Consider the following 24,659-nt stretch of genomic DNA (forward strand, 5'->3'; position numbering starts at 1 on the left):
CCCATGACGCAACTCATAGTCGCGCGGAGAATCGCCAGATCCAGCGCGGCCGCGCGCGATCTTCACAATGCCCGATCATTCCAAGGACGAGTGACGCTCGTTGTGCGATTAGTTCCAGCCCGGAGCGTGCATCGAGTGCAGCACCGATCCGCCCAGCCACAGCAACAGGAAGAACGGTAGCAGCGCCAGCGCCATCAGGCCCACGCCCAGCAGTCCCATGAAGATCCAGTCGCGCCAGGTGTCGCGTGGACCGGCGGCCAGGCTGCGCTCCAGCAGATGGTAGTTGCGACGGTTCGCCCGCCATCCGATATCGAAAAAATTGCCCAGCACCGGCACCAGGCCCACAACCACTTCAATCCCCAGATTCGCCACCATGCGCAGGATGGTGATCAGAGGGACGCCGCGGAAGAATGCCGCCAGTACGATGATGGTGCTCGCGAGGCCGCCGATGACGTCTCCGATACCAGGCACGAAGCCGATGATGCCATCCAACCCCACCCGGATGTTGGTGCCGGGGATGCGAAACCAGGTATCCAGCACGCGAGACAGCAGATCGAGGTTCTCGTCGCGAAACACCCCTCCTGCCCCGCCGAGGCGCGGCTGCGCGGCGGAGGATCTGGGCATCGCCCCCGGCGGTAGGATCTCCGGCTGTATCGCTTTGGTCTTCATCCCCATTGCCCCCTTCGCATACTCCCCCGTTGGATGCTACAATCACGTTGGTACGGCGGCTATAGTTCAGTGGCAGAACGCCGCTCTGTGGCAGCGGATGTCGTGGGTTCGAACCCCACTAGCCGCCCCAATCCTTCCCTTCCGATTGATTGGAACCCCGTGGGAGCTCACAGCTCTCCGGTACATCCTGTGACGCCGTATCAGGCGGCGTGCGTACCGAGGCCTGCTTGCAGCGAGCATCGCGAACCCCCGCAAGGTCACAGGATCATCCCCCCATTTCAAAACTCTTCGCCGGCACCTCCGGCTGGGCGTATCCCTCGTGGAAACCCGGCTTCTACCCGAAGGACGTGCGCGCGAAGGATTTCCTGGCGTACTACGCCTCCCAGCTGAACTCCGTGGAGGTGAACTATACCTTCCGGCTGCTTCCCAAGGCCGAGCAGCTCAAAGGCTGGATGGCTGCCGTGCCGAAGACCTTCCGCTTCACCTTCAAGGCCCCGCAGGGCATCACGCACTTCAAGCGGCTGCGCGACTGCGAGGACGCCGTGCTGGCCTTCCTGGATGCCATCGAACCGGTCCGCAAAGCAAAGCAGCTCGGCGTGCTGCTCTTCCAGCTCCCTCCGAACTTCAAGGCCGACAACGACCGCCTCGCGGCCTTTCTCAAGCTGCGAGCGTTCAAGCGCAATGGCCTGCGGCTCAGCTTCGAGTTCCGCCACGAGAGCTGGCTGACGGACGCAACCTTCGACCTGATGCGCTCGCAAAACACCGCCCTCTGCGTCGCCGACAGCGATGAACTCCAGGTCCCGGACATCACCACCGCAACCTTCCGCAGCTACCGCATGCGCAAGAGCGGGGGCTACACCGACTCCGAGATTGAGGAGGCCGCCGGTCGGCTCTCGAAGATCGTCCCGGCAGGTGATACCTTCGTCTATCTTCGACACGAGGAGCAACCGGCCGGCCCGCTGAGCGCCGTCCATCTGCTCCAAAGCTTCAGTTCCCTCGAAGAAAGGGAGACCCATTGAGCGCGCACGTATCCGGACTCCCTTCCGGGCTTCCTGAACTCCCTGGCCTCCCCGAACTTCCCATCGCCGGCGACGACGCCGCGGCAGGCTTTCGTCCGCGCCGCTGGTTGGCCAATGGGCACCTGCAGACGATCGCCGGCAACTTCCTCCCCCGCCAGCACAGCGCCCTTCCCCCCGCCACGGAGGAGCTTGTCGAGGTCTCCCCAGCGCACAGGACACAGATCGCCAGCCAGGTGCTTTGCGAGTGCCACTGGCAGCCCGAGAGCGTTCGTCGCGATCGCCCTACCGCCATCATTCTGCACGGCCTCGAAGGCTCATCGCGCTCGCAGTATGTGCTGGGCAATGCGGACAAGCTGTGGCGCGCGGGCTGCAACATCGTGCGCATGAACATGCGCAACTGCGGTGGCAGCGACTACGAGATGGCCCAGCGCACGCCCACGCTCTATCACTCCGGGCTTTCCAGCGACGTCGACCAGGTGATGCGCTATTACCTCGGCCGCGAACAGCTTACCTCTATCGCCCTCATCGGCTACTCCATGGGCGGCAACCTCGTGCTCAAGCTCGCGGGCGACCTGGGGCCCGACGCTCCGAAGCAGCTCCACGCTGTCGTCGGCGTCTCCCCGGCAGTGGACCTCAAGGAGTCCGCCGACGCGCTGCACTCGCTCTCCAACCGCCTGTACGAGCAGAAATTCCTGCGTGCGCTGCTCAAGCGCTTTCGCCGCAAGACCATGCTCTTTCCGCGCGCCTTCGATCCTCGCGTAGCACTCAATGTGCACTCCATCCGCGACTTCGACGAGTACATCACTGCCCTCTACTCGGGCTTCCGCAACGCCGACGACTACTACTATCGCGCCGCCTCCGCCCGCGTGCTCGACCGCATCGCCGTCCCTACGCTGATCCTGCACGCCATGGATGATCCCTTTATTCGCTTCACGCCAGAGACGCGCGCGAAGATCGAGGCCAATCCCTTCATCTCGCTGGTCGAGACCCAGCACGGCGGACATTGCGCCTTCCTCGCCGAGCCGGACGCCACCAACGACTACGACGGCTACTGGGCCGAGCATCAGGCGCTCCAGTTCGTAATCGACCACGCTGGCCCGGAAGTTCTACCGTCCCACCCGTGAACTTCCCCCGGTCACTGCCGATAGCCACACCATGATGCTCGCCCCCGGGATGAAGTCTGCGTGGCGGTTCGCCACCGGCCGGTCAGCGGCCTGCGCGAGAGAAATCTGCGAGATCAGCCGACAGCTCGTAGCCAATTCCCGCCAGGGGGCGGTCACGTCGACGGCCCAACGCAGCCGGATTCTCGAGACGGTTGCCATTCAGAACCGCATCCAGGAAGACGCGCGGAGCATCGGCGAGATCAGCCGCCGCACGGCGGAGCATGCCCAAGAGGTAGCCGAGCATACCGAACTCGGCCGCTCCGTGGTGGACGGCGTCTCCGCCGGGCTGCAACAGACCTCGGATGTCGTCGCTGCCAGCGACCGGCGGATGCTGGAGTTCGTCACCAGCGTCGGCAAGATGGAGAAGATGGTCGATGCCATCTCCTTGATCGCCCAGCAAACCCATCTCCTGGCGCTCAACGCGGCGATCGAGGCGGCCAACGCCGGGCGCGCGGGAGATGGCTTCAACATCATCGCCAACGAGGTGCGGCAGCTGGCAGCGCGCACGCATCATGCAACCGAGCAGATCTCCGGCCAGATCGAAACCCTGCGCGGCAACGCCCAGACCGTACGTGGCTCGATGTCCGAGAGCCACACTTGCCTGCAGGGCTGCCTTACCCAGAGCCAGGACCTGCGCTCGACCTTTGGCGGCATTCGCCAGGAGATGCAGGATCTTAAGCAGCTGGCGGGTCAGGTAGCAACCTCCTCCGAGCATCAGCTCAGCAGCGTCGAGCTCGCCCGCCAGCGAATGACCGAGGTCGAGCAGCTCTCCTTGCAATGCACCCAGGAGTCCGACGCTGCCGCCGAGTCCAGCATGCGCCTGCTGGACGTCGCCGGAGACCTCAGCACCGTCCTCTCGCGGCGCAATCCGGTGGCGGCGAGGGTTCTCTCCGGGGAGCGCGCACAGGCCGAGGCAACACGATCTTCGCAACAGCAATCGCAGTCGAAGGTAAACTCCGCTCTCGAACACCTTCGGCAGCTCTGTGGCCAGGCGCAGATAGAGGGGACGACACCGGAGCTTGGCCTGCCGGGGCTGCACCTCGGTGGCACTTCTGCCACGGAATGCAACCCGACAGTGGACACGGTTAGCTCGCACTTCCACTGCACAGCAACGATCTTTGTGCGTGATGGCAAGCGGATGGTGCGCGCTGCCACGAGCGTGAAGAACGCCGATGGGTCGCGCGCCGTTGGCACGGAGCTCAACCCGCGTGGAGGAGCGTTGCGAGCCCTGCTGCTGGGGCAGCGTTTCGAAGGCGCCGTCTACGTCCTCGGGAAGCCCTTCATCGCCTCCTACGCCCCACTTGTTGTCCATCGCGAGGTCGTGGGCGCCATCTATGCGGGAGTCGCTGCCGAGTCAAAATAGCGTTGTGGTATCGCCGGGAACCAACACCCCGCGGCGCTCGCGATGCCCTGCCTCGTACGCAACCCACGAAGATGCGGCAAAGGACGCCCTCTCTCCCGTATGCTGGAACGTGATGCTTGCAGAGTGGAACGCAGAGTGCTCCGCGGACGCACCGATGCTGGTTGTACCCTGGAGCGACCCTGGCACGGGAGCGCGCTTCGTCGACCTGCGCGCCGACCCGTATGAGCTCGCCGAGATTGCCGAGGCCGAACACGCTCCCGCGCTCGGACGCGCGCTCCGCTCGCTCAACGCCCAGCGCTCCCCTTTCCTCACCGCCAAGTGCGACGCCTGGACCATGACGGGGGAGACGCATCCTGCGGAGCTCGCCGTTCTGAGCCTTGAAGCCGGTCACGGCGCAGAGGATGCAGCCTTCGGATTCGCCTCCTACATCGATCTCCTCTTCCGCGAACGCTCCATCTTCGCCTCCGCCCACCAGCACCAGGAAAAGCTCGACCGGATCGTGCGCCGCGCAGCGCGACTGGAGCACGAGGACACCAAGATGGAGTGCATCATGCGCCCCTCGCTGCTCGACTTCTCTCCAGCGCTCGAGGGCTTCGCCATCTCGGTCTACGTCATGACGTTGGGCTCCGACGCCGAGACCGCGTACCACCGCTGGGAGGCCGCGCTGGACGACGTAGTGAAGCTTCTGAGGACCCGCGAGCTCGAACCAGCCCGCGGCTCCGCTACAATCGATGCGGTGATGGGCCACGCGGAACAGGAATAATGGCATCCGCCACAGCGCGGGCGAGTAGCTCAACTGGATAGAGCACCGACCTTCTAAGTCGGGGGTTGCAGGTTCGAGACCTGCCTCGCCTACCATTTCCAAGTCCCCAAGAGTTCGAAGAAGAAGTCATCAAATTTCGATCAATGATTTACCGCGTCTTCCGAGTCCAATGACGTGCGGGGATGAAGATTGACGCAGCCGCAGTAATGGCTTGAGCAAAGCGTCCGTGAGGATCGAGGAACAAAGATGAACGTAGGGAGTCCATCTCCATTAGGCGCGAGTCTGACGGCGACCGGAGTGAACTTCAGCGTCTTCTCCTACTATGCAACCCATGCGCAATTGCTGCTCTTCGGGTCCGAGGATGCTGTGTCCCCGGACCGCATCATTGATCTCGATCCCGAAACAAACCGTACGTCGCACTATTGGCACGTCCATGTGCCAGGGCTAGAGGCGGGTCAGTTATATGGCTACAGGATGAGTGGGCCGTACGCTCCTGATCAGGGCCATCGCTTCGATCCTGAGAAGGTGCTGCTTGATCCGTATGCCAAAGCAATTTCGACGAAAACCTATCGGCGTAGTGCTGCCGCGAAACCCGGGGACAACGCCTCCTCCTCAGCCAAAAGCGTTGTCGCAGATCTCAGCACCTATGACTGGGAGGGTGATTGCCCTCTCGGACATCCCTTCTCGAGCACGGTCCTTTATGAAGTGCATGTTGGTGGATTCACGCAGAACCCCAACTCCGGCATCGCCGCAGAGCAGCGGGGGACATACGCCGGGTTGATCGAGAAGATTCCGTATCTGAAGGATCTGGGAGTCACTGCAGTTGAGCTGATGCCTGTCTTTCAATTCGACGCTCAGGATGCACCTGCGGGTCTCGAGAACTACTGGGGGTACAGTCCGATCGGGTTCTTTGCGCCCCACGGCGGTTACTCCTCTCGCAGCGAGCCCTTGGCCTGTCTGGACGAGTTCCGTGACATGGTGAAGGCCCTGCACAAAGCCGGCATCGAGGTGATCCTCGACGTAGTGTTCAACCACACGGCCGAAGGCGGCGATGGAGGACCCACGTTCTCCTTAAAGGGACTGGATAACCGCCTCTACTATCTCTTATCGGACGATCGATCGCAATATGCAGACTATTCGGGCACAGGAAATACGCTCGACAGTAACTATGCCGTCCTTCGCCGAATGATCGGCGACAGCCTTCGGTATTGGGTCTCCGAAATGCACGTGGACGGTTTTCGCTTCGATCTTGCTGCGGTGCTGACACGGGACAAACATGGAAAGTCAGTCGACGATGCTCCGATCCTCTGGGAGATTGACTCCGATCCTGTGCTTGCAGGCAGGAAGCTCATCGCAGAGGCATGGGATGCGGGTGGGCTTTACCTGGTTGGATCTTTCGTCGGCGACCGGTGGAAGGAATGGAACGGGCGTTTCCGTGACGACGTCCGACGTTTTCTCAAGTCCGATCGAGACACCGTGCTCAACCTGCGACAAAGACTCGTCGGGAGCCCAGACATCTATACGAAGCCAAGCAATCCGCCCGAGCAAAGCATCAATTTCGTCACCTGTCACGATGGCTTCACCCTCAACGACCTGTTCTCTTTCAATGGAAAGCACAACGACGCGAACGGCGAGAACAACCGCGACGGGGCTTCAGAAAACTACTCGTGGAACTGTGGAGTGGAAGGCCCCACCGACGACGTGGAAGTCGAGCACTTACGTGCACGCCAGGTTCGCAACGCACTGGCGCTCACCCTGCTCTCCGTTGGCACGCCAATGCTCCTAATGGGAGACGAAGTCAGGAGGACGCAGCGTGGGAACAACAACGCGTATTGCCAGAACAATGCACTCAGCTGGTTCGACTGGAGCCTCTGCCAAAAACATGCCGATCTCTACAGATTTGTTCAACTTCTGATCCGACTGCGGTTGAGCTTTGCGGCAAGCGTCAGGGGGGACTTCCTGTCGCTCACTGACTTCATTGAGCGGGCAAAGATCCAGTGGCACGGGGTTCATCTCTGGGCGCCCGATCTTTCAATGGACTCACACAGCCTCGCCGCTACGGCCCATCTCGAAAGCGGGGGCGCATTTCACTTGATGCTCAACGCCTATTGGGAGGCTCTGCCCTTCTCATTGCCACCTGTTCCCGACGGCTGTGGGCCATGGCGCCGGCTCATCGACACATTCCAGCACGCGCCATCGGACTTCGTAGAGGAAGGAGACGAGATGTTGGATCAATCCACATACGTCATTCGATCCCGGTCGATCGTTCTCATGACGACAGGTCGGTGCGGAATAATCAATCCTCATTCCTAGTGCTCCTCGCAGAAACTCCGGCGATGGCTTAGTGCGCAACCTTCCCTAAGGACCCTTGGCTCTTTATAGCGGCTCCTGCAACGGTTCACCTCCCGGTTGACGCCGATGCGAGCAGCGGTGCGAATGTGCGGAGCCCGTCCCGAGCCACAGCCGACCGTCGGGGTAAGGAGCAAGGACACAGAGCGACTCCTTCGTCGGACGACACCCACCGGCTACTCATGGCAAGCCGCCGGAGGCGCACACATCCCATGTCACATCGAGATGTGACGCAGGAGTGGCCCCGCCGCTCGGAGCCATCCGTTTCAGCGGCCACGATAGACTTTGGAGCAAAGCTTGTCTCTGGTCGAGGTTATCGTTTCCCCAGCGGCAGCTTCCAAATGTCTTCACAATATTCGCGGATCGTTCGATCGGAGGAGAACTTGCCCGAACGTGCCGTGTTCAGGAGCGACATGGTTCCCCAGCGAGAGGCATCGGCGTAGGCATTGCCTGCTTCCTGCTGCGCCGCGGCGTACGCGTCGAAGTCAGCGAGCACAAGGTAACGGTCGGAGTTCAGGAGGTCGTTCACCAACGGTGCAAATAGCTCACGATCCCCATTCGAGAACCTGCCGTCCCGCAGCCCGTCCAGCACTTCGCGCAGCAACGGACTCTTGTCGTAGTAGCTGCGTGGGTTGTAGCCTGCATGTCGAAGATCGCTGATTTCCGATGCGGTCAGGCCAAACAGGAAGAAGTTCTCCTCGCCGACTTCCTTGCGGATCTCAATATTGGCGCCGTCCAATGTCCCGATGGCCACCGCTCCGTTCATCATGAACTTCATACATCCGGTGCCGCTCGCCTCTAAGCCCGCGGTGGAGATTTGCTCGGAAAGATCAGCCGCCGGATAGATGCGCTGGCCGAGCGAAACCGAGTAGTTCGGTAGGAAGATAACCTTCAGGGTATCTCTCACCTGGGGATCGCCATGAATCAGTTCCCCAATCTGACAGATGAGCTTAATAATGAGCTTCGCCATCGTATAACTCGGCGCGGCTTTGCCCCCGAAAAGGAATGTGCGCGGCGTGAGATCCTTCACCGTTCCGCTCTTGATCTGGCAGTAGAGCGAAAGGATATGCAGCGCGTTCAGGTGTTGGCGCTTGTACTCATGGAGCCGCTTTACTTGCGCGTCGAACATCGATGTCGGATCCACATCGATCGACATCGTATCCTTGATATATGCCGCAAGCCGGCCCTTTGACGCCTCCTGGGTCTTGCGCCAGCGATCAAGAAAGTTCTTGTCCTGGGCAAACTGCTCCAGCAACCGCAGGCCGTACAGGTCCTTGTGCCAATCGGTACCGATGGCCTCGTTGATCAATCCCGTGAGCTCGGGATTCGAAAGCATCAACCAGCGGCGCGGCGTCACGCCGTTGGTCTTATTGCTGAAGCGCTCTGGAAAAACCTCGAAGTAATCGCGCAGAGTCGTTTCTTCCAGTAGCTGCGTGTGCAGTTCAGCGACCCCGTTGACTGCCTTGCTACCCACTACGGCCAGATGCGCCATCTGCACGGTGCGCTCCCCATCTTCCCCGATGATGCTCATCCGGCGCATTCGCGCGTCGTCATTGGGATAGCGGGACCGCATGTCGTCCAGAAACCTGCGATTGATCTCATAGATGATTTCCAGGTGTCGCGGCAGCAGGTTTCCGAACAAGTCCAGCGGCCATCGCTCCAGCGCTTCGGGAAGAAGCGTGTGGTTGGTGTAGCCAAACGTCGCTTGCGTAACGCGCCAAGCGTCGTCCCAGCCCATCTCATGCTCATCCATCAGTAACCGCATAAGCTCGGCAATGCCAATCGACGGATGGGTGTCGTTCAGCTGCACCGTCCACTTCTTGTCGAACTCTGTGAGCGGCTTTCCAAGAGACTGGTGTAACCGAACCATGTCCTGCAACGAACACGACGTAAAGAAATATTGCTGCGTCAGCCTCAGCCGCTTACCCTCGACCTTTTCATCCGGCGGATACAGCACCTTGCTGATGGTCTCGGACTCCATCTTGGCGCGTACAGCGCCCGCATAATCGCCACTGTTAAACACGCTCAAATCAAACGAATCGACAGCTTCAGACTTCCAGAGTCTCAGTCGATTCACCGTGCGTGTCTTATAGCCGGGGATCGGCGTATCGAACGGGATGCCCTTCACCTTGTAGTCGGGAATCCACCTGTGGCGGATGGCGCCCTTGTCGTCGGTGTATGTCTCGGTATGCCCAAACAAGCCGACTTCCATCGACATCGAGGCAGGGATCTCCCATGGGTTGCCAAATTGCAACCATTTGTCTGACGTCTCTACCTGCCAGCCATCCACGATCTCCTGGCGGAAGATCCCAAACTCGTAACGCAGCCCGTAGCCGATCACTGGTACATCCAGCGTGGAGAGCGAATCGAGAAAACACGCGGCCAGTCGCCCGAGGCCGCCGTTACCCAGGCCAGGCTCGGGTTCCTCAGCGGCGATGCTCTCCAGCTTCAGACCGACACTCTCCATCGCCTGCTCGGTCTGTGGCGTTAAATCAAGATTCAATAAATCGTTCGGCAGATGAGGCCCCAGCAGATACTCCGCGCTCAGATACCCCAGAAGCTTGACATCGTTCTGTCTGTAAGTCTCAATTGTCTCCAGCCACTGATCCATCAAACGATCGCGCACCGTCTCCGAAAGCGCATGATATTGATCGATGACACTGCTTCTTTCCAGCGGCCGTCCAATGCTTCGTGTCATGTGCCCACGGAAGGATGCTGCGATCTCTTCGGCGGTCCTGCCAGCGCGGTCGTCGCCGGGCACCTTATCTATCTGCGATTGATCGCCGTTCGGGGTAGACGAGAGTCGGTGCTCTTGTTCAGGCATATATTTAACGTCTTCTCCATAGAGCATTGAATATCGCGCGCTGCGTCCCCTAATGGGATGCACCCCCCGCTGATTCGGACTGCGAATTTTGCACAAGGGCGTCGAGAGGGCGACCCTGCCGGCATCAGTGGCCGGCTACCGCACCCGAAATTTTTGTCTTTTTCATGAAAAACAAGGCCGCCCCGCTGGCGAGCAATACGCAACCCAGGATCTGGAAGCAATCGCCGTAGGCGAGCAGAAATGCCTGATGCTGGACCACACCACCGACGGCACGAACCGCCCTTCCCTCGGCAGACGTGGGATCGCTGCCCTGAGACAAAAAGTAGGTCGCCGATTGCTGCAGGCGTTCCTGCACTGCCGCCGAGTAGATCGTCACCGATTCCCCGATGCGTTCTGAATGGAACCGCTCCCTCACGGAAAGCAGCGTGGACAGTCCGGCGATCCCAATCGACCCGCCAATATTACGCATCATGTTGAATAGGGCCGATGCAGAACCGCTTTCGCGACCCTCCGCCATGCCGGCCGTAGTGATGGCCGAAAGAGGCGTCATGATAAGAGGCTGGCCGACCGCCCGGATAATAAGCGGAATATAAAACTGCGGTCCTGCAAAATTGGAATCGAGATGGATATCCAAAAAGGAGCTGCCGCCGAAAAGAAGGATGCCTGTACCAATGATGACTCGCGCATCGACAACCTTCATCAGCGTTGGGATCAGGGGAATGACAACGAGCTGCGGAAGCCCCAGCCAGATGATGACCGTCCCAATTTGCGTTGCATCATAGCCATGGATCTGCCCCAGGTATAGCGGCAAAATAAACACGACGCCGTAGAGGCCGATTCCAAGCGTCAAGTTGACGATGCTGCCAAGTCCGAAGTTCCTGCGCGCAAACAGACGCAGGTCGACGAGGGGCTCCTTCTGTCGCAATTCAATCAGGATAAAGGCGGGAATGAAGATGGCCGCAATCCATGCCAGCTTCACGATGCCCGGATCGCCAAACCAATCCTTGCGATTTCCATCTTCGAGTACGATCTCAAATGCCGCCAGGCCTATGGCCATAGTGATGATTCCCCACCAATCACCCTTTTTCAGGAGCGCCAAGTTCATGGGCTGCTGTTCCATGGTGAACCACACCGCAGCGATCAGCAGTGTCCCGGGGACGACGTTGATGTAAAAGATGAACGGCCAACCGTAATTGTCAGTCAACCATCCCCCAAGGAGCGGCCCCACAGCGGGAGCGAATGTCGCAGTGATGGTGAACATCGCCATGCCAATCGCCCTCTTCGACGGCGGAAGATACTTGAGGATGACGACGAACGAGAGTGGGATCAGGACACCGCCCGTGAAGCCCTGCATGACACGAAAGAGGATCATCAAACTCAGCGAATGCGTTTGACCGCAGCACACGGAGAAGACGACAAAGAGGATCGAGTTCACCAGGAGATATCTCTTGAGTGAAAACACCTCGGCGAGCCACGAAGTCAAAGAGATTACGACGATCTCGGCCACCAGATACGCGGTCGGCACCCAGGAGATCTCGTCTGAGCTAGCTGCCAATGTTCCTGCGATGTCACGAAGCGACGAGTTCGTAACGATGATATCGAGCACCGCCATGAAGCAGCCAAGAAGAACTCCCGTAACGCATATCCAGGTCTTCAGCGACACGTGATCCTTCGCCTCGACCGCGTCACTTCCTGCGCCCGGCGCTGGGTTGACCGTTGCGGTTGCCATGGACGTTCTCTCCTATCTCGTGGCCACAGTGACGACTGACGACATGCCAGGCGAAAGCAGGTTCTCGTACCCACGCACGCTGTCCTGATCGAGAACGATTTTGACCGGAATTCGCTGCACGATCTTGGTGAAATTTCCAGTGGCGTTGTCTGGAGGCAGAAGCGCGAATTCATTCCCAGAACCCGGGGCGAGACTGTCCACGTGTCCATGAAATTTGTGCTTCGGGAACGTGTCGATTTCAACCTCGACGCTCTGCCCGGCGCGCATCTTCTCCAGTTGCGTCTCCTTGAAGTTGGCGACAACCCATGGCTGATCCTCAACAATCGCCATCAGCGGCTGCCCGATCTGTACGCGCTGCCCTGCCTCAACCGACTTCCTGCCAATGCGTCCACTCACTGGAGCTGTGATGATGGTGTAGGAAAGTTGAAGCTTCGCGTCGTCCATCGCCGCCGTGGCCTGCGCGACTGCGGCCTTTGCCGTCGCAAATTGCCTTTCGCGCACACGTGTTTCGAGCCTTACAGCCTCCGCGGACTGCAACCCGCCCTGGGAGTTCGTCAGCAGGGCCTCCGCGTGCACGACGCCTTGCTGAGCTGCTATCAGCTGGGCCTGGGCCTGTCGCACCTGTTCCTGTGCCGCGGCTTGTCCCGCAAGGGCCACCTTATAGCTGGCGCGCTGATGATCAACGGTCTGCTTTGAGATCTGTTCCTTTGCGTAGAGGTCCTCGTACCGCTGCAGGTCGGTATCGTCGCGTTGCAATGTTGCATCCGCTTCCCGAAGCTGAGCCTGCGCACGCGGAACCCCCGCTTCGGCTGCGGTTACGGCGGCCTTCGATGCCTGGATCGAAGCCTTCGCCTCTCCAACGCTACCCACCGCCTCGGTCGTCTGCGCCGTCGCAGACTGCGACGTAGAGAGGATCGCTGCCTCCGCCGTCTCCGCCCCGCGGCTGGCCGCATCGAGCGCAGCCTTGGCCTGATCCAATCTCACCTTATAGTCGTTGGGATCGAGAAGGACGAGTGCCTGCCCCGCAATGACATGCTCGTTGTCGTCGATCAACACGCGCTGCACGGTATCCGAAACGCGCGCGCTAATTGGATGAAGGTGTCCCGCTAGATAGGCATCATCTGTCTCTTCGTGGTCGAATGACCACACCACATATCGAATGCCGAAGACCAGCAAAAGGATTAGCACCACCGCACCGCCGCAGATCAGCAGAGTCTTCTTGCGCCCCGTGATGCCTTCTGCTTCTACAGCGCCATGGGCCGTCGCCGATTCTTCGGTCGATGGGTCTACCACCGATTCACTCATGGTCGTCTCCTCTCTCGAATAGGTGTTAGGGATGGGCGTAGGTCTGCTCGGCGCCACCGGTGGCCCGGGCGAGTTCCGCTCGTGCGATGTTGTAGCGGAATAGCGCCCCGATCTCCGCATCGTTAGCGCGGGCAAGCGAGTCCTGCGCGGCCGTGACCTCGATGTTGTCGGTCACGCCGGACTGAAAGCGCCCCTGCGAAAGCGACACTTCCTCATGGGCCAGCTGCACTTCCTCGCGACCAAGCTCCACCTGGTGGAGCGCGGCCTGTAACTCTATCTGCGCGTCGTGTACCTGCTCGGTGATCACATTTCGTTCCTGTGCGAGTTGTTTCTGCGCCCGCTGCTCCGTCAGTTGCGTGCTCCTCCGCTCAGCACTGAGCCGCCCACCGGTGAAGATGGGGACGCTCATGGTGACTTGATACTGGTATCCGGGAGCGGAGGTGTTGAATGTCTGCCCCTGTTCATCCCAAAAGCCATCAAAGGTGAGTTTCGGTGCAGACTCCGCCACGGCGGCCTTATGGTCCGATTGGGCTACCTTGATCCCCTCATTCAAGGATTTCAGTTCGGGGCGCTGCAGCAATGCGGTCGCCAGCGGGTCTGAAACATCGAATGACGGAGTCCGGAAGAAGTCCTGCTGGTCGGCAAATGCAATCTTCTCGCTGTCAGGCATGTTCATGATGCGCCGCAATGCGTATAGCGAGGTGTCGGCATCGCGCTGCGCGTCAATCAATCGTTGCTGCTCCTCTCTGAGCCTCACCTGGGAACGCGATACATCGATCCTGCTTGCTACGCCATCCTTTAGCAGGTCATCCGCTTGGTGGGCCAGGCGCGTAGCCAATTCCACGCGCGACTCAGCCGCCGTGATGGCCGCGATTGCGCGCAGGTGTGCCATGTATTCGCTGACAAGCAACAGGACAGTTTCTTCCCGAACTGTCGACTCATCGGCCCGGCCAGCAAGCAAGCGATGCCCACTGGCCTGGTAACGACGAACCAACGTGAGGTCAAACACCGGAACCGCGAACGTAGGCCCGACATGAACCGCCTGATAAGGTCCGATGTTATGGGGGACAGTGGGGATCGGGATCTCGATGCCGAGCAGGGCCCTCAGGTTGTGCCGATTGACACTTTCATCTGCCTCGAACCCCACAGTCGGTAGCAGCGCCGACCGTGAGATCTCAAGGTCCTCCTGACGCCTTGCAGTTTCAATATTCGCGATCTGGAGATCGAGGTTCTGCTTCAGTGCGAAGTCAACCGCTCCTGCTAGTGTCAGGGCGTCACTCCGGTACGGTTCGTTCGATGCCATCGCCGCCTCGATGGGAGTATCGCCGGCCTGGAGGCTCTGCGCTTCCGCGACTTGCGACCTCAAGTCGAGAATCGTCCTTGGGTATGGAACGAGGAGGGTCACGATAACGAACCATCGGCACACCCGATATTTGATTTCCGAGTTCATCGTCGATCGCTCCCTCGGGGCAGTCAACGCGACACACCCATGCGGATCCAGATTCTTTTCAGGATCAGAGCAGAGGGGCTAACCGAAATCCATTGAGCTTTGGTATTGATAGGCACCTAGGTGTTGGTGACCGCTATGCGTCGGCTCCCCGCGACCAGAGGATCGCCGTCGAGAACGAACCGCACCGACAGCGACACGGACCCGCATAAAGGTGCCATGCACGTCGTAGGGCGCACCCACCAGGAAGGGGAAGGCCGCAGCAATCGGATCTGCACACTCGCGGCGATAACCCGAAATCGCGCAACCGTCATCAACAGGTCACAGCCAATACCTAAGTATGATCGACACCGGCATAGCCTTTCGAGCATCCTGCTTACAAAGGCCGTTGCGAAAAGACGCAGGAGCGGAAAAACATCATCCGAGTGATGAGCTCCAAACCACACATGATCGTTGGAGTTACTCGCCACGGAGGCTATCGAGATACACTCACATGACTTTCGCTGAAAGTGCGTTACTTCGGGTGCCTTGTGACATGGACATAGCGGTTCCGATAAGATCGCCGACTAAGACACATGTTATGACTGGATGTATTTTCCCAACTCGGTTCTTAGCCCATACTGAGAGCATCACGCTAGATATGGTGGGAGTGTTAAAAAGCGTCGAGAATCGCGCGCTCGGAACGGCATGCCGAGCGCTCGCAAGCTTCTAAGGGGTACCCGCTTCGAGCAACTTTTGTCGCCCCGATCGACTTATCTTCAGAGTCTGGCCGTTCAACAAAACCACGGCGCCATCCGACTGCCCGTCGCGGTAGATCTCGCGGATGTGGTTCAGGTTCACAATTGTCGAACGGTGAATCCGCACGAACTGTTGAGAATCGAGTCTCTGACTGAGATCGGTGATCGTCTCGCGCAGCAGGAACCGGCGCTTCTCCGCGTGCAGGCAACAGTAGTATTCGGCCGCCTCGATCCATTCGATCTTCTCAACGGGAAGGAAAATCTCCTTATCGCCATCCTTGACGAGCAGACGGGAAGCAAACCTCTTGGAAGAGCCAGGGCCGGTCGACAGACCCGCCAACATGGCATCGAACTGTGCCTGAGTCAGCAGCGCAGACTTCGCCGCAATCTTCTCCCGGACACGGCCGATGGCCCGGGCCAGCCGCGCTGGCTCAACAGGTTTGGTCAGGTAATCGATCGCCTGTACTTCAAAGGCTTTCACAGCATGCTCGTGGTAGGCGGTCACGAAGATCGTTGGCGGTAGACTACGCAGGCCTACATGCTCGGCGACCTCAAATCCGCCCATGCCAGGCATCTCGATATCGAGAAACAGCAGGTCAACGTCTGTCGATTGCAGATAGGCCACGGTCTCGCGCCCGTTCCGGCACTCCTGGGCAACGACGATCTCCGGCATCTCTGCGAGAAGAACCTTCAGCAGTGCGCGCGCAGGCGGCTCGTCATCAGCAATCACCGCTCGCAGAATCATTGCGCTCTCCGCAAACCACGCTCATACGGAATCTGGATCGTGACCTGATAGCCACCCGCCAGCGGTGTCGCAATACTGAGTTCATGTGCATCAGGATAGAAATACGCGAGGCGCTCGCGAGTGTTCTGCATACCGATTCCGTGCCCCTGTGTCTTCGACGCAATCGCGCCATGACCATTGTCGCGAACCTGCAGCCAGAGCGTGTCGCCGATTCGCTTGACCTCGGTCTCGATCAACCCACCCGCCTCCATGGGTGCGATCCCATGCTTGATCGCGTTCTCCACGATCGGCTGAAGCAGAAAGCAGGGCACAAGGCACTCGAGTGCCTCCGGCGAAACCTCAATCCTCACCTGCAGCCGATCGGCGAACCGCACCTGCTGGATCGCGAGATAGCTCTCGACGATGTTTAGCTCTTCGAGGAAGGTCACCTTCTCCGGCATCCTGCGTTGCAGCGTATTGCGCAGGATGGTGTTCAGGTGCGCAAGCGTCTTCGATGCCTCGGCGTTGCGGTGTTGGGCGACGAGGCTGGTGATGGCATTGAGCGTGTTGAAGAGGAAGTGAGGCTCCATCTGCATCTGCAGCGCCTTGAGCTGGGCCTGCGAAAGCTGCCGCTCCAGTTCAAGGGTGCGTACAGCATCAAGCTGCCGCTGGGATTGCAGGTGCAGCGTCGCGGAGATGGCGAAGAGGAAAGAGTACGTCAGCAGCTCGATGCCGAAGCGCGGGACGGTGACGTAGTTCAGAGCAATATAAGCCTCCTCCCATCCGGGCCACACATACCCCGCACGAACCGTCAGTTGAATAGCCTGCAGATGAAGGTAGCCCACAACGCTGCCTGCAAGGACCTGTGCGAGCACGGTGCGGATGGAGAAGCGCAGACTCTCCGGATGATTCCGCGCCAGGAGCCACATCGCTAGCGCCACGAGCCCCCACCAGAGCCACATCACGATCCCGAAGAGGATCGACGGGACGACAGAGACCTCTGCATGATGCGAGGTGAAGTACGTGTGGCACCTGCTCGCCGTGAGGCCGGCGAGAATGACGGTGCCGGCCGTTACCGCGAGCACACCACGGCCATGCAGGGTGGAGATGATGACGGCCGGATTGTCAGGCTTGGCCATGAGTCTCTTCCTCGCCGATGAGGCTATCTTACGCACGGCTGGCGCCCATTAGAAAGAGAGACGCGCGCCAAATTCAATGCGTCGGGCTTCTTCCGCCGCCAGCGCCTGACCAAAGTTCGGAGAGGACACGATCGTCCCCACGGAGGTAACACGCGTCTTGTTGAGAACATTGGCCGCCCGAGCATTCAGTGTAAGAAGCCGGGGGCTCTCCTTGTTCCCCGGGTTGAGTTGAAACGACCGGCTGAGATTCATGCCAAAGTGAACGACCCAGGACATCCGCCCCAGATTGTAGGGCACGTCGCCATTGACCGTGTTGGTGGTCAGAAGGCCATAGCGAGTGCTGTAGACCCCCGCGCCGGGAGTCGTCGTGAAGGACGGCCGGTCGTTGAAGGTGCCATCTCCATTCGCGTCAGTGCCCGTCGTGATGTTGAATGGAGTGCCAGGCTGCGTGTTGAAGTAAGTCGAAAACGCGATTTTACTCGGAAGATTCAACGTGCCATTCAGATCCAGGCCATCGCGCCGCATCCAGTCCGGGCGCGCCGACTCTCCCTGCGAGCTATACGTAGACTGCGGCGTCCCGGAATTCCCACGAAAATCGACATACCAGTAAGTCACCTTCACGTTCAGCCATTTAAGACTCTGCTGACTAATCGATGTGGCGAACCACCATCCCCTTGTATGACCGTAATCCTGATACTGGAAGATGTTAAGCCCAGGCGTAATCGGGCGTGGCGCAAGCAGAGCCGCCGTCGGATCCGGCGCGGTGCCGATGCTGCTGGCGACCTGCGGGGCATTGATGTTGATCACGCGGATGTCGTTCCAGTCGCCGCCCAGGTTGTAGTCGGCCTGCGCATGCCAGTGATGTGGAAAGTCATGCTCCACCACAGCGCTCCCCTGATAGTACGGATCCTGCCGAAAATGCGGGAACAGGCTGAACTGCGTTCCAAGCTGGATAGAACCAGCAACAGGTGTGAGCGGGTTACTAAAGCTGGGCGAGTAAACGGTGGTCTCATGCTGCCGCACGCCGTCGAGCCGTGTAACGTCAGTAATGATATTCGTACTCGTAGGCCCAGTGAACAAGCCTCCGCGCAGGTGAAATATCCAACTCTGCTTCGCGCCGAGCGTCCAGGATATCCCGAGCCGCGGTTGAACGCTGGCGAAACTCGCTGGTGTGGTCTGCAGTTGATAGCGAAGACCGGCGTCCATAGAGAAATGTGGAGTGAACTTAATCGTGTCCTGGGCATACAAACCGAGATGCCACTGGGTGAACGCAACAAGTGGCTCACCCGAGGTCATCTGGTAACTCGTCGGGTTGCCGCCCGCAAGCGATAACTGAGCGCGGCGATATTGCTCCGCCGCTGTGATGGTCGTGGTCTGTCCCGTCGGATTGCCGTTGGCATCAAGGCTCGGCGCGCTCCCTCCACCAAAGACGAACGCCCCATTGAAATTGGTCGGCGTGAAGTTGTGCTCGAAGAGTGCAAGGGACTGCGCGCCGATCTTGAGTGAGTGCTTGCCTCGCGTGAGAAGAAAATCTTCGTCGATCTCCAAAGCACGCTCGCGATCGTTGAGAGCCTGCGCCATGGAACCTCCGCTCGTGAAGAAGCCCGCCACCTGCAGCGAAGGCGCGGTAGAGTTCGGCGTCTGTTGCGTACGCTTCCACGTGTAGCCGATGCGCGTCTCATGTAGCGAGTTCGCATCGATGGTCTGCGTGTTGTTGAAGCGCAGATCGTACTCGCTGGCCAGACTCGTAAAACCGCCATCCGCGAGGACAAGCCCCCCGACACCTTGATTGCCCAGGCGATTTACATTCGCAGCAAAGGCTAACGAAGCGGTGTCCTTCGCTGTAACCTGCCAGTCCCCGCGAGCCGATCCGATCCATAAGCGTTGCGGAGCCTGCACAGCCTCATGCAGCGGCGTCTGGTTAAAGTTGGCGTCCAGCGTGATCGCATTCACCACGTTGAACTCCTTGATAGCTCGCCTCTCAAGAGCAAGCGCGAAGCCCGCCCTGTTGGCAACAATAGGCCCGGAGAATTCAAACCCATAACGCTGCTTATCGGCAGGAGTGGACGCGGTCGAAAGGGGATCGCGAGCGTTCAAAGCTGCATTGCTCAAAGTCGCAAAGACCGCCCCATGAAACGTGTCCGCACCGGCCTTGGTCGTGATTTCGATACGTGCCCCACGCCACAGCGGTGACTGATACTCGCTAGAGAACATATCCGGGTTGATGCGGATCGAGGCGATGGAGCTCTTCGGTGGCAGGGCGCTTCCATTCTGAAAGCCATTGATGGTGAGGATCGTGTTCGTCGGATCTCCGCCCGCACTGGCCGCCATCTGTTGCAACTGGCTCAGAAGATCGTCAGGGTCATCAGGAAGCTGATCGATCTGCCGCGCATTGAGCGTGACAGTGCCTGCGTCATCGGTGTCGTCCAACGCCAGTGACGACGCGCTGACCTGGACCACGGTCTCCACGTTCGCAATGGAAAGTTGAAACGTAAGATGAGCAGTCTCCCCCATGGGAGCATTCGCAACCAGCGAGGCAGAATCAAACCCCTGGGCCTGCACATGGATGGAGAGGCCCGCAGCAACACAGGGCAGGACAAAGTGACCACTCTCGTCCGCCGTTGCACGCACTCCGTCGCTCGCACGAATTTCTGCACCCGCGATGGTCGCCCCGGACGGATCCATCACGGTTCCCTCGACACGAATACCATCCACACATGCCTGCTGGCCGGATGCGAGTGGCGAAATAAGGAATGGAATGGCCACCCAAAATCTGCGCATGGATTCGCTCTCCACGGTCAGCATTCATGAGCAACCCGGCCAAATCAAAGCCTTTGCAAGGAACAACCCGCTATCGGCGGTGAACGAACGAATTCCCTGGTCGAATTCGGCGAGACAAATCAATATCCAACGTCAGCAGATAGCGACGACGATCTGTCGTGATCGAGTAGCCAAACCAGGGGTGGTGCGCCGAACCGGCATAAACCCGGACCACTCTCGTGTAACACACCACGCCTTCCCTGCACGTTCAGGCTTGGCTCATCATGAGGGCACGTTCCACGCGGACAGCAGAGGAGTCTATGGAGATCCTTCCGAACTACACCGTAACCTGCTGTAGGCAGGAATCAGTTGCTATTCCTGCTCAATCAGATCTCGTTTGCGTCGCTGCTTTGCAATGTACATGGCCTTGTCAGCAGAACTGAGCAGGGTCTCCAACGATTCCTGTCCGTCAGTCCGTGAAGTAATCCGGCCTAAGCTAAAGCTCAAGGGATATTCGCGATGCTCATCGGCGCTGATCCTTGCAGCTTCGTCCTCAAGCCGTTGCGCGGCAGCCTCGTCAGCCTCACAAGCAATCACGAATTCGTCCCCGCCTACGGGAATGCCGACTTCCGGATCGGATCCGTCCACGCAAACCAGAGCCAGCAGCTTCTTTGCGGTTCGGTAAATTCCCGCACCTTGACGACATGAAGGCATCCGCGCGGCTGGCGTCTGCCCGGAGAACTCCCTATGATCCTGATGGTCCTTCAGGTCTCATCCGGAGCTTCGCGTGATCGTTCGCCGTACCGCTTCCCTGGCCTTGCTTTGCGCCGGCCTCATCTGTAGCTCGAGCTTCGCCGCAACACCCCAGCCCGTGCCCTCTGGCCATGCGAAGGACGTCTATCCCTTCCTCGGCGTCGACTGGGGCGGCAACACCTTCGTCGGCGCCGCGCTTCCCTTTGGCATGGTCAAGGCCGGGCCGGACATGCAGACCTTCGATGGCCACCCGTCAGGCTTCGGCTATGTCAGCGGAGGCGCGATCGTCGGCTTCTCCCACCTGCACCTCTCCGGCGCGTCAGGCAAGTACGGCAACATCCTCGTGATGCCAGCAACCGGCGATCTCACGCTCGAGAGGATGGCAAGTCCGAGAGTGGCTGAGGTCGATCATCCCGGCTACTACGCCGCTACTCTCACGCGCTACAACGTCCGCGCCGAGATCACCACCACCCGCCGGGTCGCCATGCACCGCTATACATTCGGCTCCGACGCCCCAGCCCACCTCACCGTCGACCTCGCCCACTGCCTCAGCAAGGGCACGGGCTGGGAGTCGCAGCGCTTCCTTGGCGGCGAAGTCCACGTGGTCTCGCCACGCGAGATCACCGGCTTCGGCCGCTACACCGGCGGGTGGAATCGCGGTGGAGAGTATCGCGTCTACTTCGACATCGTCCTCGACATCGCAGCCAGCTCCGTACGCACCTGGACCGGCAACAATAAAACCGACGCCGCACTCAGTGACGCAGCCTCTGCGCAGGCGGGCGACGATGGCAAGCTCGGTGCAAGCTTCGAATTCTCCGCACACGCCAGGCAAATCGTCCGCGCCAAGGTGGGCATCTCCTTCATCAGCACGGATCAAGCCAAGGCCAACATCGCCGTCGAAGCCCCAGCGTGGGACTTCGACGCTACCCGCGCCAAGGCCACCGCGGCATGGGATAACGCGCTCTCCGTCATCCAGCTTCGCGGAGAAACAACCGAACAGCGGACCAAGGTCTACACCGCGCTCTATCACACCATGCTCATGCCGGCCGACCGTACCGGCGAGAACCCCTATTGGGACACCTCCTACGCCGAGCATCCCTACTACGACGACTACTACGCCATCTGGGACACCTATCGTAGCTCTGCGCCGCTGCTGACGCTCATCGCCCCCGACCGCGAGCGCGACCTCATCCGCTCGCTCATCGACATCTACAAGCACACCGGCTACATGCCCGACGCGCGCAGCGGCAACGACAACGGCCGCACCCAGGGTGGTTCGAACGCCAACGTCATGGTCGCCGACGCCTACGTCAAGGGCCTCACCGGCATCGACTACGAGACTGCCTTCCAGGCCATGCTGAAAGACGCCTCCGTGCCACCGAAGGATCAGCAGAAGGAAGGCCGCGGCGGCATCCTTGACTACAACAGCAAAGGCTTCGTCACGCTCGCCGACGAGCGCAGCGGCTCCCGCACCGTGGAGTACGCGTACGACGACTTCGCCATCGCTGAGTTGGCCTGCGGCCTGCATCATGACGCCGAAGCGAAGCTCTTCGCTACCCGCTCGCACAACTGGCAGAACCTCTGGGACAAGGATCTCGAGCGCGAAGGCTTCAAAGGCTTCCTTCGTCCCCGCAATCCCGATGGCTCCTGGGCCGCACCATACTTCGTCGTGCGCGGCACCTGGCCCGACTTCTTTTACGAAGGCGACCTCTGGACCTATTCCTTCTACGCGCCACAGGATCAGCGCAAGGTCGTCGAGCTCGCCGGTGGCGACAAGACCTTCAACCAGCGTCTCGACACCATCTTCCTCAGGCAGCACTTCGATGTCAGCAACGAGCCCGGCTTCCTCATGCCCGTGCTCTATAACTGGTCGAACCGCCCGGACAAGACAGCCGATGTAATCACGCAGCTGCTCGAGAAGTGGTTCACCGCAGGCCGCGCCGGCATCCCCGGCAACGACGATTCTGGCGCGATGTCCAGCTGGTTCCTCTTCAACTCCATCGGCTTCTACCCCAACTCCGGCCAGCCCGTATATCTCATCGGTACGCCGAGTTACCCCGACGTTACTCTCGCGGTCGGTAAGAGCAAGACGCTGCACATCGTCGCACGCAACCTCGACCCCGAGCACATCAATCGTTACGTGCAGTCCGTGACGCTGAACAACAAGCCCATCGTCAACAACTGGCTCCGCCATGAAGAGATCGCCGACGGCGGAACATTGATCTTCACCATGGGCCCCGCACCCAGCGAGTGGGGCCGCGCCACCCCACCGCCAAGCCTCTCAGATGCGCAACCACCTCTATGTCCCGCAGCATTGGGCCGATAGAAGACTCTGAAAGGTGAACCCTGAAAGCCCGGGATACAACTTCCGTGTGATGCAATAACGCCGATTTGGGAAATCGCCCTCTAATGCGACACAACTGAACCGCCGATAGATCGCCGCATGGACGCGCGCTCCCACACTCTCATTGGAAGCCTCTATCGTTGCGGCACGCTCATGCTGGTTTCGATCCTGATCCTGACGGGTCTGTTCCTGGCGAGCACCGCTTCCTCGCATTCACTCATCGCCGTGCACGCCGAAAAACGCTATCTCGCCGCACGCATGGTCGGCGAAGTATTGGGCATGCGCGCTGACCAGCGCGGCCTCGAACTCAACAGCCGCAATCATCTTCCCGCCAAAGTCCTCCAGGTACGTGACAGCTTCCGCGAGCACTACCAGAACGCAGTCGCCGCGCAGGCCTCGTACGAAGCTTTAGGGGGCGCCGAGGATGAGCTAGGCGTCCTCGCTGAAGCCAAAACCTCCCTCGCCGCCGCCGACGCCTACGTCGAGCGGCTCATCCCGCTCTGCGAGGCCGGCGACGCCGAGGGTGCCTCTGCCATCTCCGCCGCGAATAAGGTCTCTCCCTTCGATCAGGCCATCGCTCCTGCCAACCGGCTCGCAGCCATGGCGAATGCCAATCTGGAGACCGCCGCCGCCACCTCCGACCGCAACGCGCACTGGATGATGGCCGCGGCAAGCGTCACCATCCTCGTCGGCTTCGTGGCCATGATCTGGGTCTGGCTTACACTTCGCCGCGGTACCCGCCGCTTGCTCAACATCTCCTCCAACATGGAAAGCGGGGCGTCCCAGGTCGCAAGCGCTTCCATGCAGATTGCGCAAACCTCGCAGACGCTCTCCGGCGAGGCCATACAACAGGCTGAGCGCGTGCAGACTACCTCCGGCAGTTCCTCGCAGGCAGACTCGGTCGCACGCAGCACTTCCGAGGACACCTCCACGGCCATGCGTCTGCTCGACGAGACCTTGAACGAAGTCACCCGCAGCGTCGACCGCGTCCAGGACCTCACTACCTCGATGGCGCGCATCGAAAGCTCCACCGGCACCATCACCTCCATCCTCGCCGCCATCGAGACCATCGCCTTCCAGACCAACCTCCTCGCCCTCAATGCGGCCGTGGAAGCCTCGCGCGCGGGATCTGCAGGAGCTGGCTTCGCCGTCGTCGCCGACGAGGTCGGTCGGCTCGCTCAGCTCTGCACCAGGGCGTCGTCGGACATGGCCATCCAGATCGAAGGCGCAGCCAAGACCACCGTCGAGGGCCGTGAGCGTGTCAATGCAGTATCGAAGTCCATCACAGCCGTGCAGCACTGCTCCGAACAGCTTCGCGCGCTGATGGCACGCGTCAGCTCCGGAGCCACTGTGCAGACCTCCAACCTGCATTCCATCCATAAGGAGCTCTCGGAGATGGAACAGATCACGCTCCGCACCGCTGCCGCCGCCGAACAGGGCGCTGCCGCCAGCCAGCAGCTCAGCAGCCAGGCCACCGAGATGTACGACCTCGCCCGCACCCTGCGTGGTTTCGTCGGAGCCCGGTAGTCCGTTAGGACAACAACAAAGGGGCCGTCGCTAACTACGCCGGC

Annotated in this window: 17 protein-coding genes and 2 tRNA genes; 10 read left to right on the forward strand and 9 right to left on the reverse strand. The window is 60.1% G+C overall.

Features of this window, described 5'->3' with window-relative positions:
* Positions 1 to 108: 108 nt before the first annotated feature.
* Entirely contained in the window at positions 109 to 669 is a 561-nt protein-coding gene (locus tag AC5E6W_RS02840) for a DUF4112 domain-containing protein (RefSeq protein ID WP_491750742.1), read from the reverse strand.
* A gap of 55 nt (positions 670 to 724) precedes the next feature.
* Between AC5E6W_RS02840 and AC5E6W_RS02845 the strand changes: the two genes are divergently transcribed.
* The 7 genes from AC5E6W_RS02845 to glgX all read left to right on the forward strand — a co-directional run bounded on the left by AC5E6W_RS02845 (position 725) and on the right by glgX (position 7,290).
* A tRNA-His gene (locus AC5E6W_RS02845) sits at positions 725 to 799 on the forward strand.
* A 97-nt stretch (positions 800 to 896) separates the two neighbouring features.
* Positions 897 to 1,688 (forward strand): DUF72 domain-containing protein, encoded by a 792-nt coding sequence (locus tag AC5E6W_RS02850; RefSeq protein ID WP_491750743.1) that lies wholly within the window; start codon positions 897 to 899, stop codon positions 1,686 to 1,688.
* The gene (locus AC5E6W_RS02855; protein WP_491750744.1) at positions 1,685 to 2,812 is read left to right on the forward strand and encodes a YheT family hydrolase; all 1,128 of its coding nucleotides are present in this window, start codon (positions 1,685 to 1,687) and stop codon (positions 2,810 to 2,812) included. The genes AC5E6W_RS02850 and AC5E6W_RS02855 overlap by 4 nt, the downstream gene beginning before the upstream one ends.
* A gap of 31 nt (positions 2,813 to 2,843) precedes the next feature.
* Positions 2,844 to 4,214: a methyl-accepting chemotaxis protein gene (locus AC5E6W_RS02860; RefSeq protein ID WP_491750745.1), complete on the forward strand. Its 1,371-nt coding sequence runs from the start codon at positions 2,844 to 2,846 to the stop codon at positions 4,212 to 4,214.
* Positions 4,215 to 4,368: 154 nt separating this feature from the next.
* Positions 4,369 to 4,977 (forward strand): hypothetical protein, encoded by a 609-nt coding sequence (locus AC5E6W_RS02865; protein ID WP_491750746.1) that lies wholly within the window; start codon positions 4,369 to 4,371, stop codon positions 4,975 to 4,977.
* Between the two features lie 18 nt (positions 4,978 to 4,995).
* Positions 4,996 to 5,072, forward strand: a tRNA-Arg gene (locus AC5E6W_RS02870).
* A 151-nt stretch (positions 5,073 to 5,223) separates the two neighbouring features.
* On the forward strand, positions 5,224 to 7,290 hold the full coding sequence (gene glgX / locus AC5E6W_RS02875) for a glycogen debranching protein GlgX (RefSeq protein WP_491750747.1): 2,067 nt from the start codon (positions 5,224 to 5,226) through the stop codon (positions 7,288 to 7,290).
* A 349-nt stretch (positions 7,291 to 7,639) separates the two neighbouring features.
* On the opposite strand, the gene AC5E6W_RS02880 is transcribed toward glgX, so the two are convergent.
* The 7 genes from AC5E6W_RS02880 to AC5E6W_RS02910 all read right to left on the reverse strand — a co-directional run bounded on the left by AC5E6W_RS02880 (position 7,640) and on the right by AC5E6W_RS02910 (position 20,012).
* Entirely contained in the window at positions 7,640 to 10,150 is a 2,511-nt protein-coding gene (locus AC5E6W_RS02880; RefSeq protein WP_491750748.1) for a glycogen/starch/alpha-glucan phosphorylase, read from the reverse strand.
* 124 nt (positions 10,151 to 10,274) lie between these two features.
* Positions 10,275 to 11,879 carry a DHA2 family efflux MFS transporter permease subunit gene (locus AC5E6W_RS02885; protein ID WP_491750749.1) on the reverse strand — a complete coding sequence of 535 codons (1,605 nt, stop codon included), beginning with the start codon at positions 11,877 to 11,879 and terminating at the stop codon, positions 10,275 to 10,277.
* 12 nt (positions 11,880 to 11,891) lie between these two features.
* A complete protein-coding gene (locus AC5E6W_RS02890) occupies positions 11,892 to 13,184 on the reverse strand; it encodes an HlyD family secretion protein (protein WP_491750750.1) in 1,293 nt (430 codons plus the stop codon).
* A 25-nt stretch (positions 13,185 to 13,209) separates the two neighbouring features.
* Positions 13,210 to 14,634 carry a TolC family protein gene (locus AC5E6W_RS02895; protein WP_491750751.1) on the reverse strand — a complete coding sequence of 475 codons (1,425 nt, stop codon included), beginning with the start codon at positions 14,632 to 14,634 and terminating at the stop codon, positions 13,210 to 13,212.
* Positions 14,635 to 15,339: 705 nt separating this feature from the next.
* Positions 15,340 to 16,113, reverse strand: a complete 774-nt coding sequence (locus AC5E6W_RS02900; protein ID WP_491750752.1) for a LytR/AlgR family response regulator transcription factor — start codon at positions 16,111 to 16,113, stop codon at positions 15,340 to 15,342.
* Entirely contained in the window at positions 16,110 to 17,231 is a 1,122-nt protein-coding gene (locus tag AC5E6W_RS02905; protein ID WP_491750753.1) for a sensor histidine kinase, read from the reverse strand. The genes AC5E6W_RS02900 and AC5E6W_RS02905 overlap by 4 nt, the downstream gene beginning before the upstream one ends.
* A gap of 48 nt (positions 17,232 to 17,279) precedes the next feature.
* Positions 17,280 to 20,012, reverse strand: coding sequence for a TonB-dependent receptor (locus AC5E6W_RS02910; RefSeq protein WP_491750754.1), 2,733 nt, complete (start codon positions 20,010 to 20,012; stop codon positions 17,280 to 17,282).
* Here AC5E6W_RS02910 and AC5E6W_RS02915 point away from each other — a divergent pair.
* Positions 19,990 to 20,349, forward strand: a complete 360-nt coding sequence (locus tag AC5E6W_RS02915; protein WP_491750755.1) for a hypothetical protein — start codon at positions 19,990 to 19,992, stop codon at positions 20,347 to 20,349. The genes AC5E6W_RS02910 and AC5E6W_RS02915 overlap by 23 nt on opposite strands.
* A gap of 14 nt (positions 20,350 to 20,363) precedes the next feature.
* Here AC5E6W_RS02915 and AC5E6W_RS02920 read toward each other — a convergent pair whose 3' ends face one another.
* Entirely contained in the window at positions 20,364 to 20,639 is a 276-nt protein-coding gene (locus AC5E6W_RS02920; protein ID WP_491750756.1) for a diguanylate cyclase domain-containing protein, read from the reverse strand.
* Between the two features lie 139 nt (positions 20,640 to 20,778).
* On the opposite strand from AC5E6W_RS02920, the gene AC5E6W_RS02925 reads away from it, so the two are divergent.
* Positions 20,779 to 23,070 (forward strand): GH92 family glycosyl hydrolase, encoded by a 2,292-nt coding sequence (locus tag AC5E6W_RS02925; protein WP_491750757.1) that lies wholly within the window; start codon positions 20,779 to 20,781, stop codon positions 23,068 to 23,070.
* A gap of 117 nt (positions 23,071 to 23,187) precedes the next feature.
* Positions 23,188 to 24,615: a methyl-accepting chemotaxis protein gene (locus AC5E6W_RS02930; protein ID WP_491750758.1), complete on the forward strand. Its 1,428-nt coding sequence runs from the start codon at positions 23,188 to 23,190 to the stop codon at positions 24,613 to 24,615.
* Positions 24,616 to 24,659: the final 44 nt, after the last annotated feature.

This window comes from Bryocella sp. (assembly GCF_058498515.1).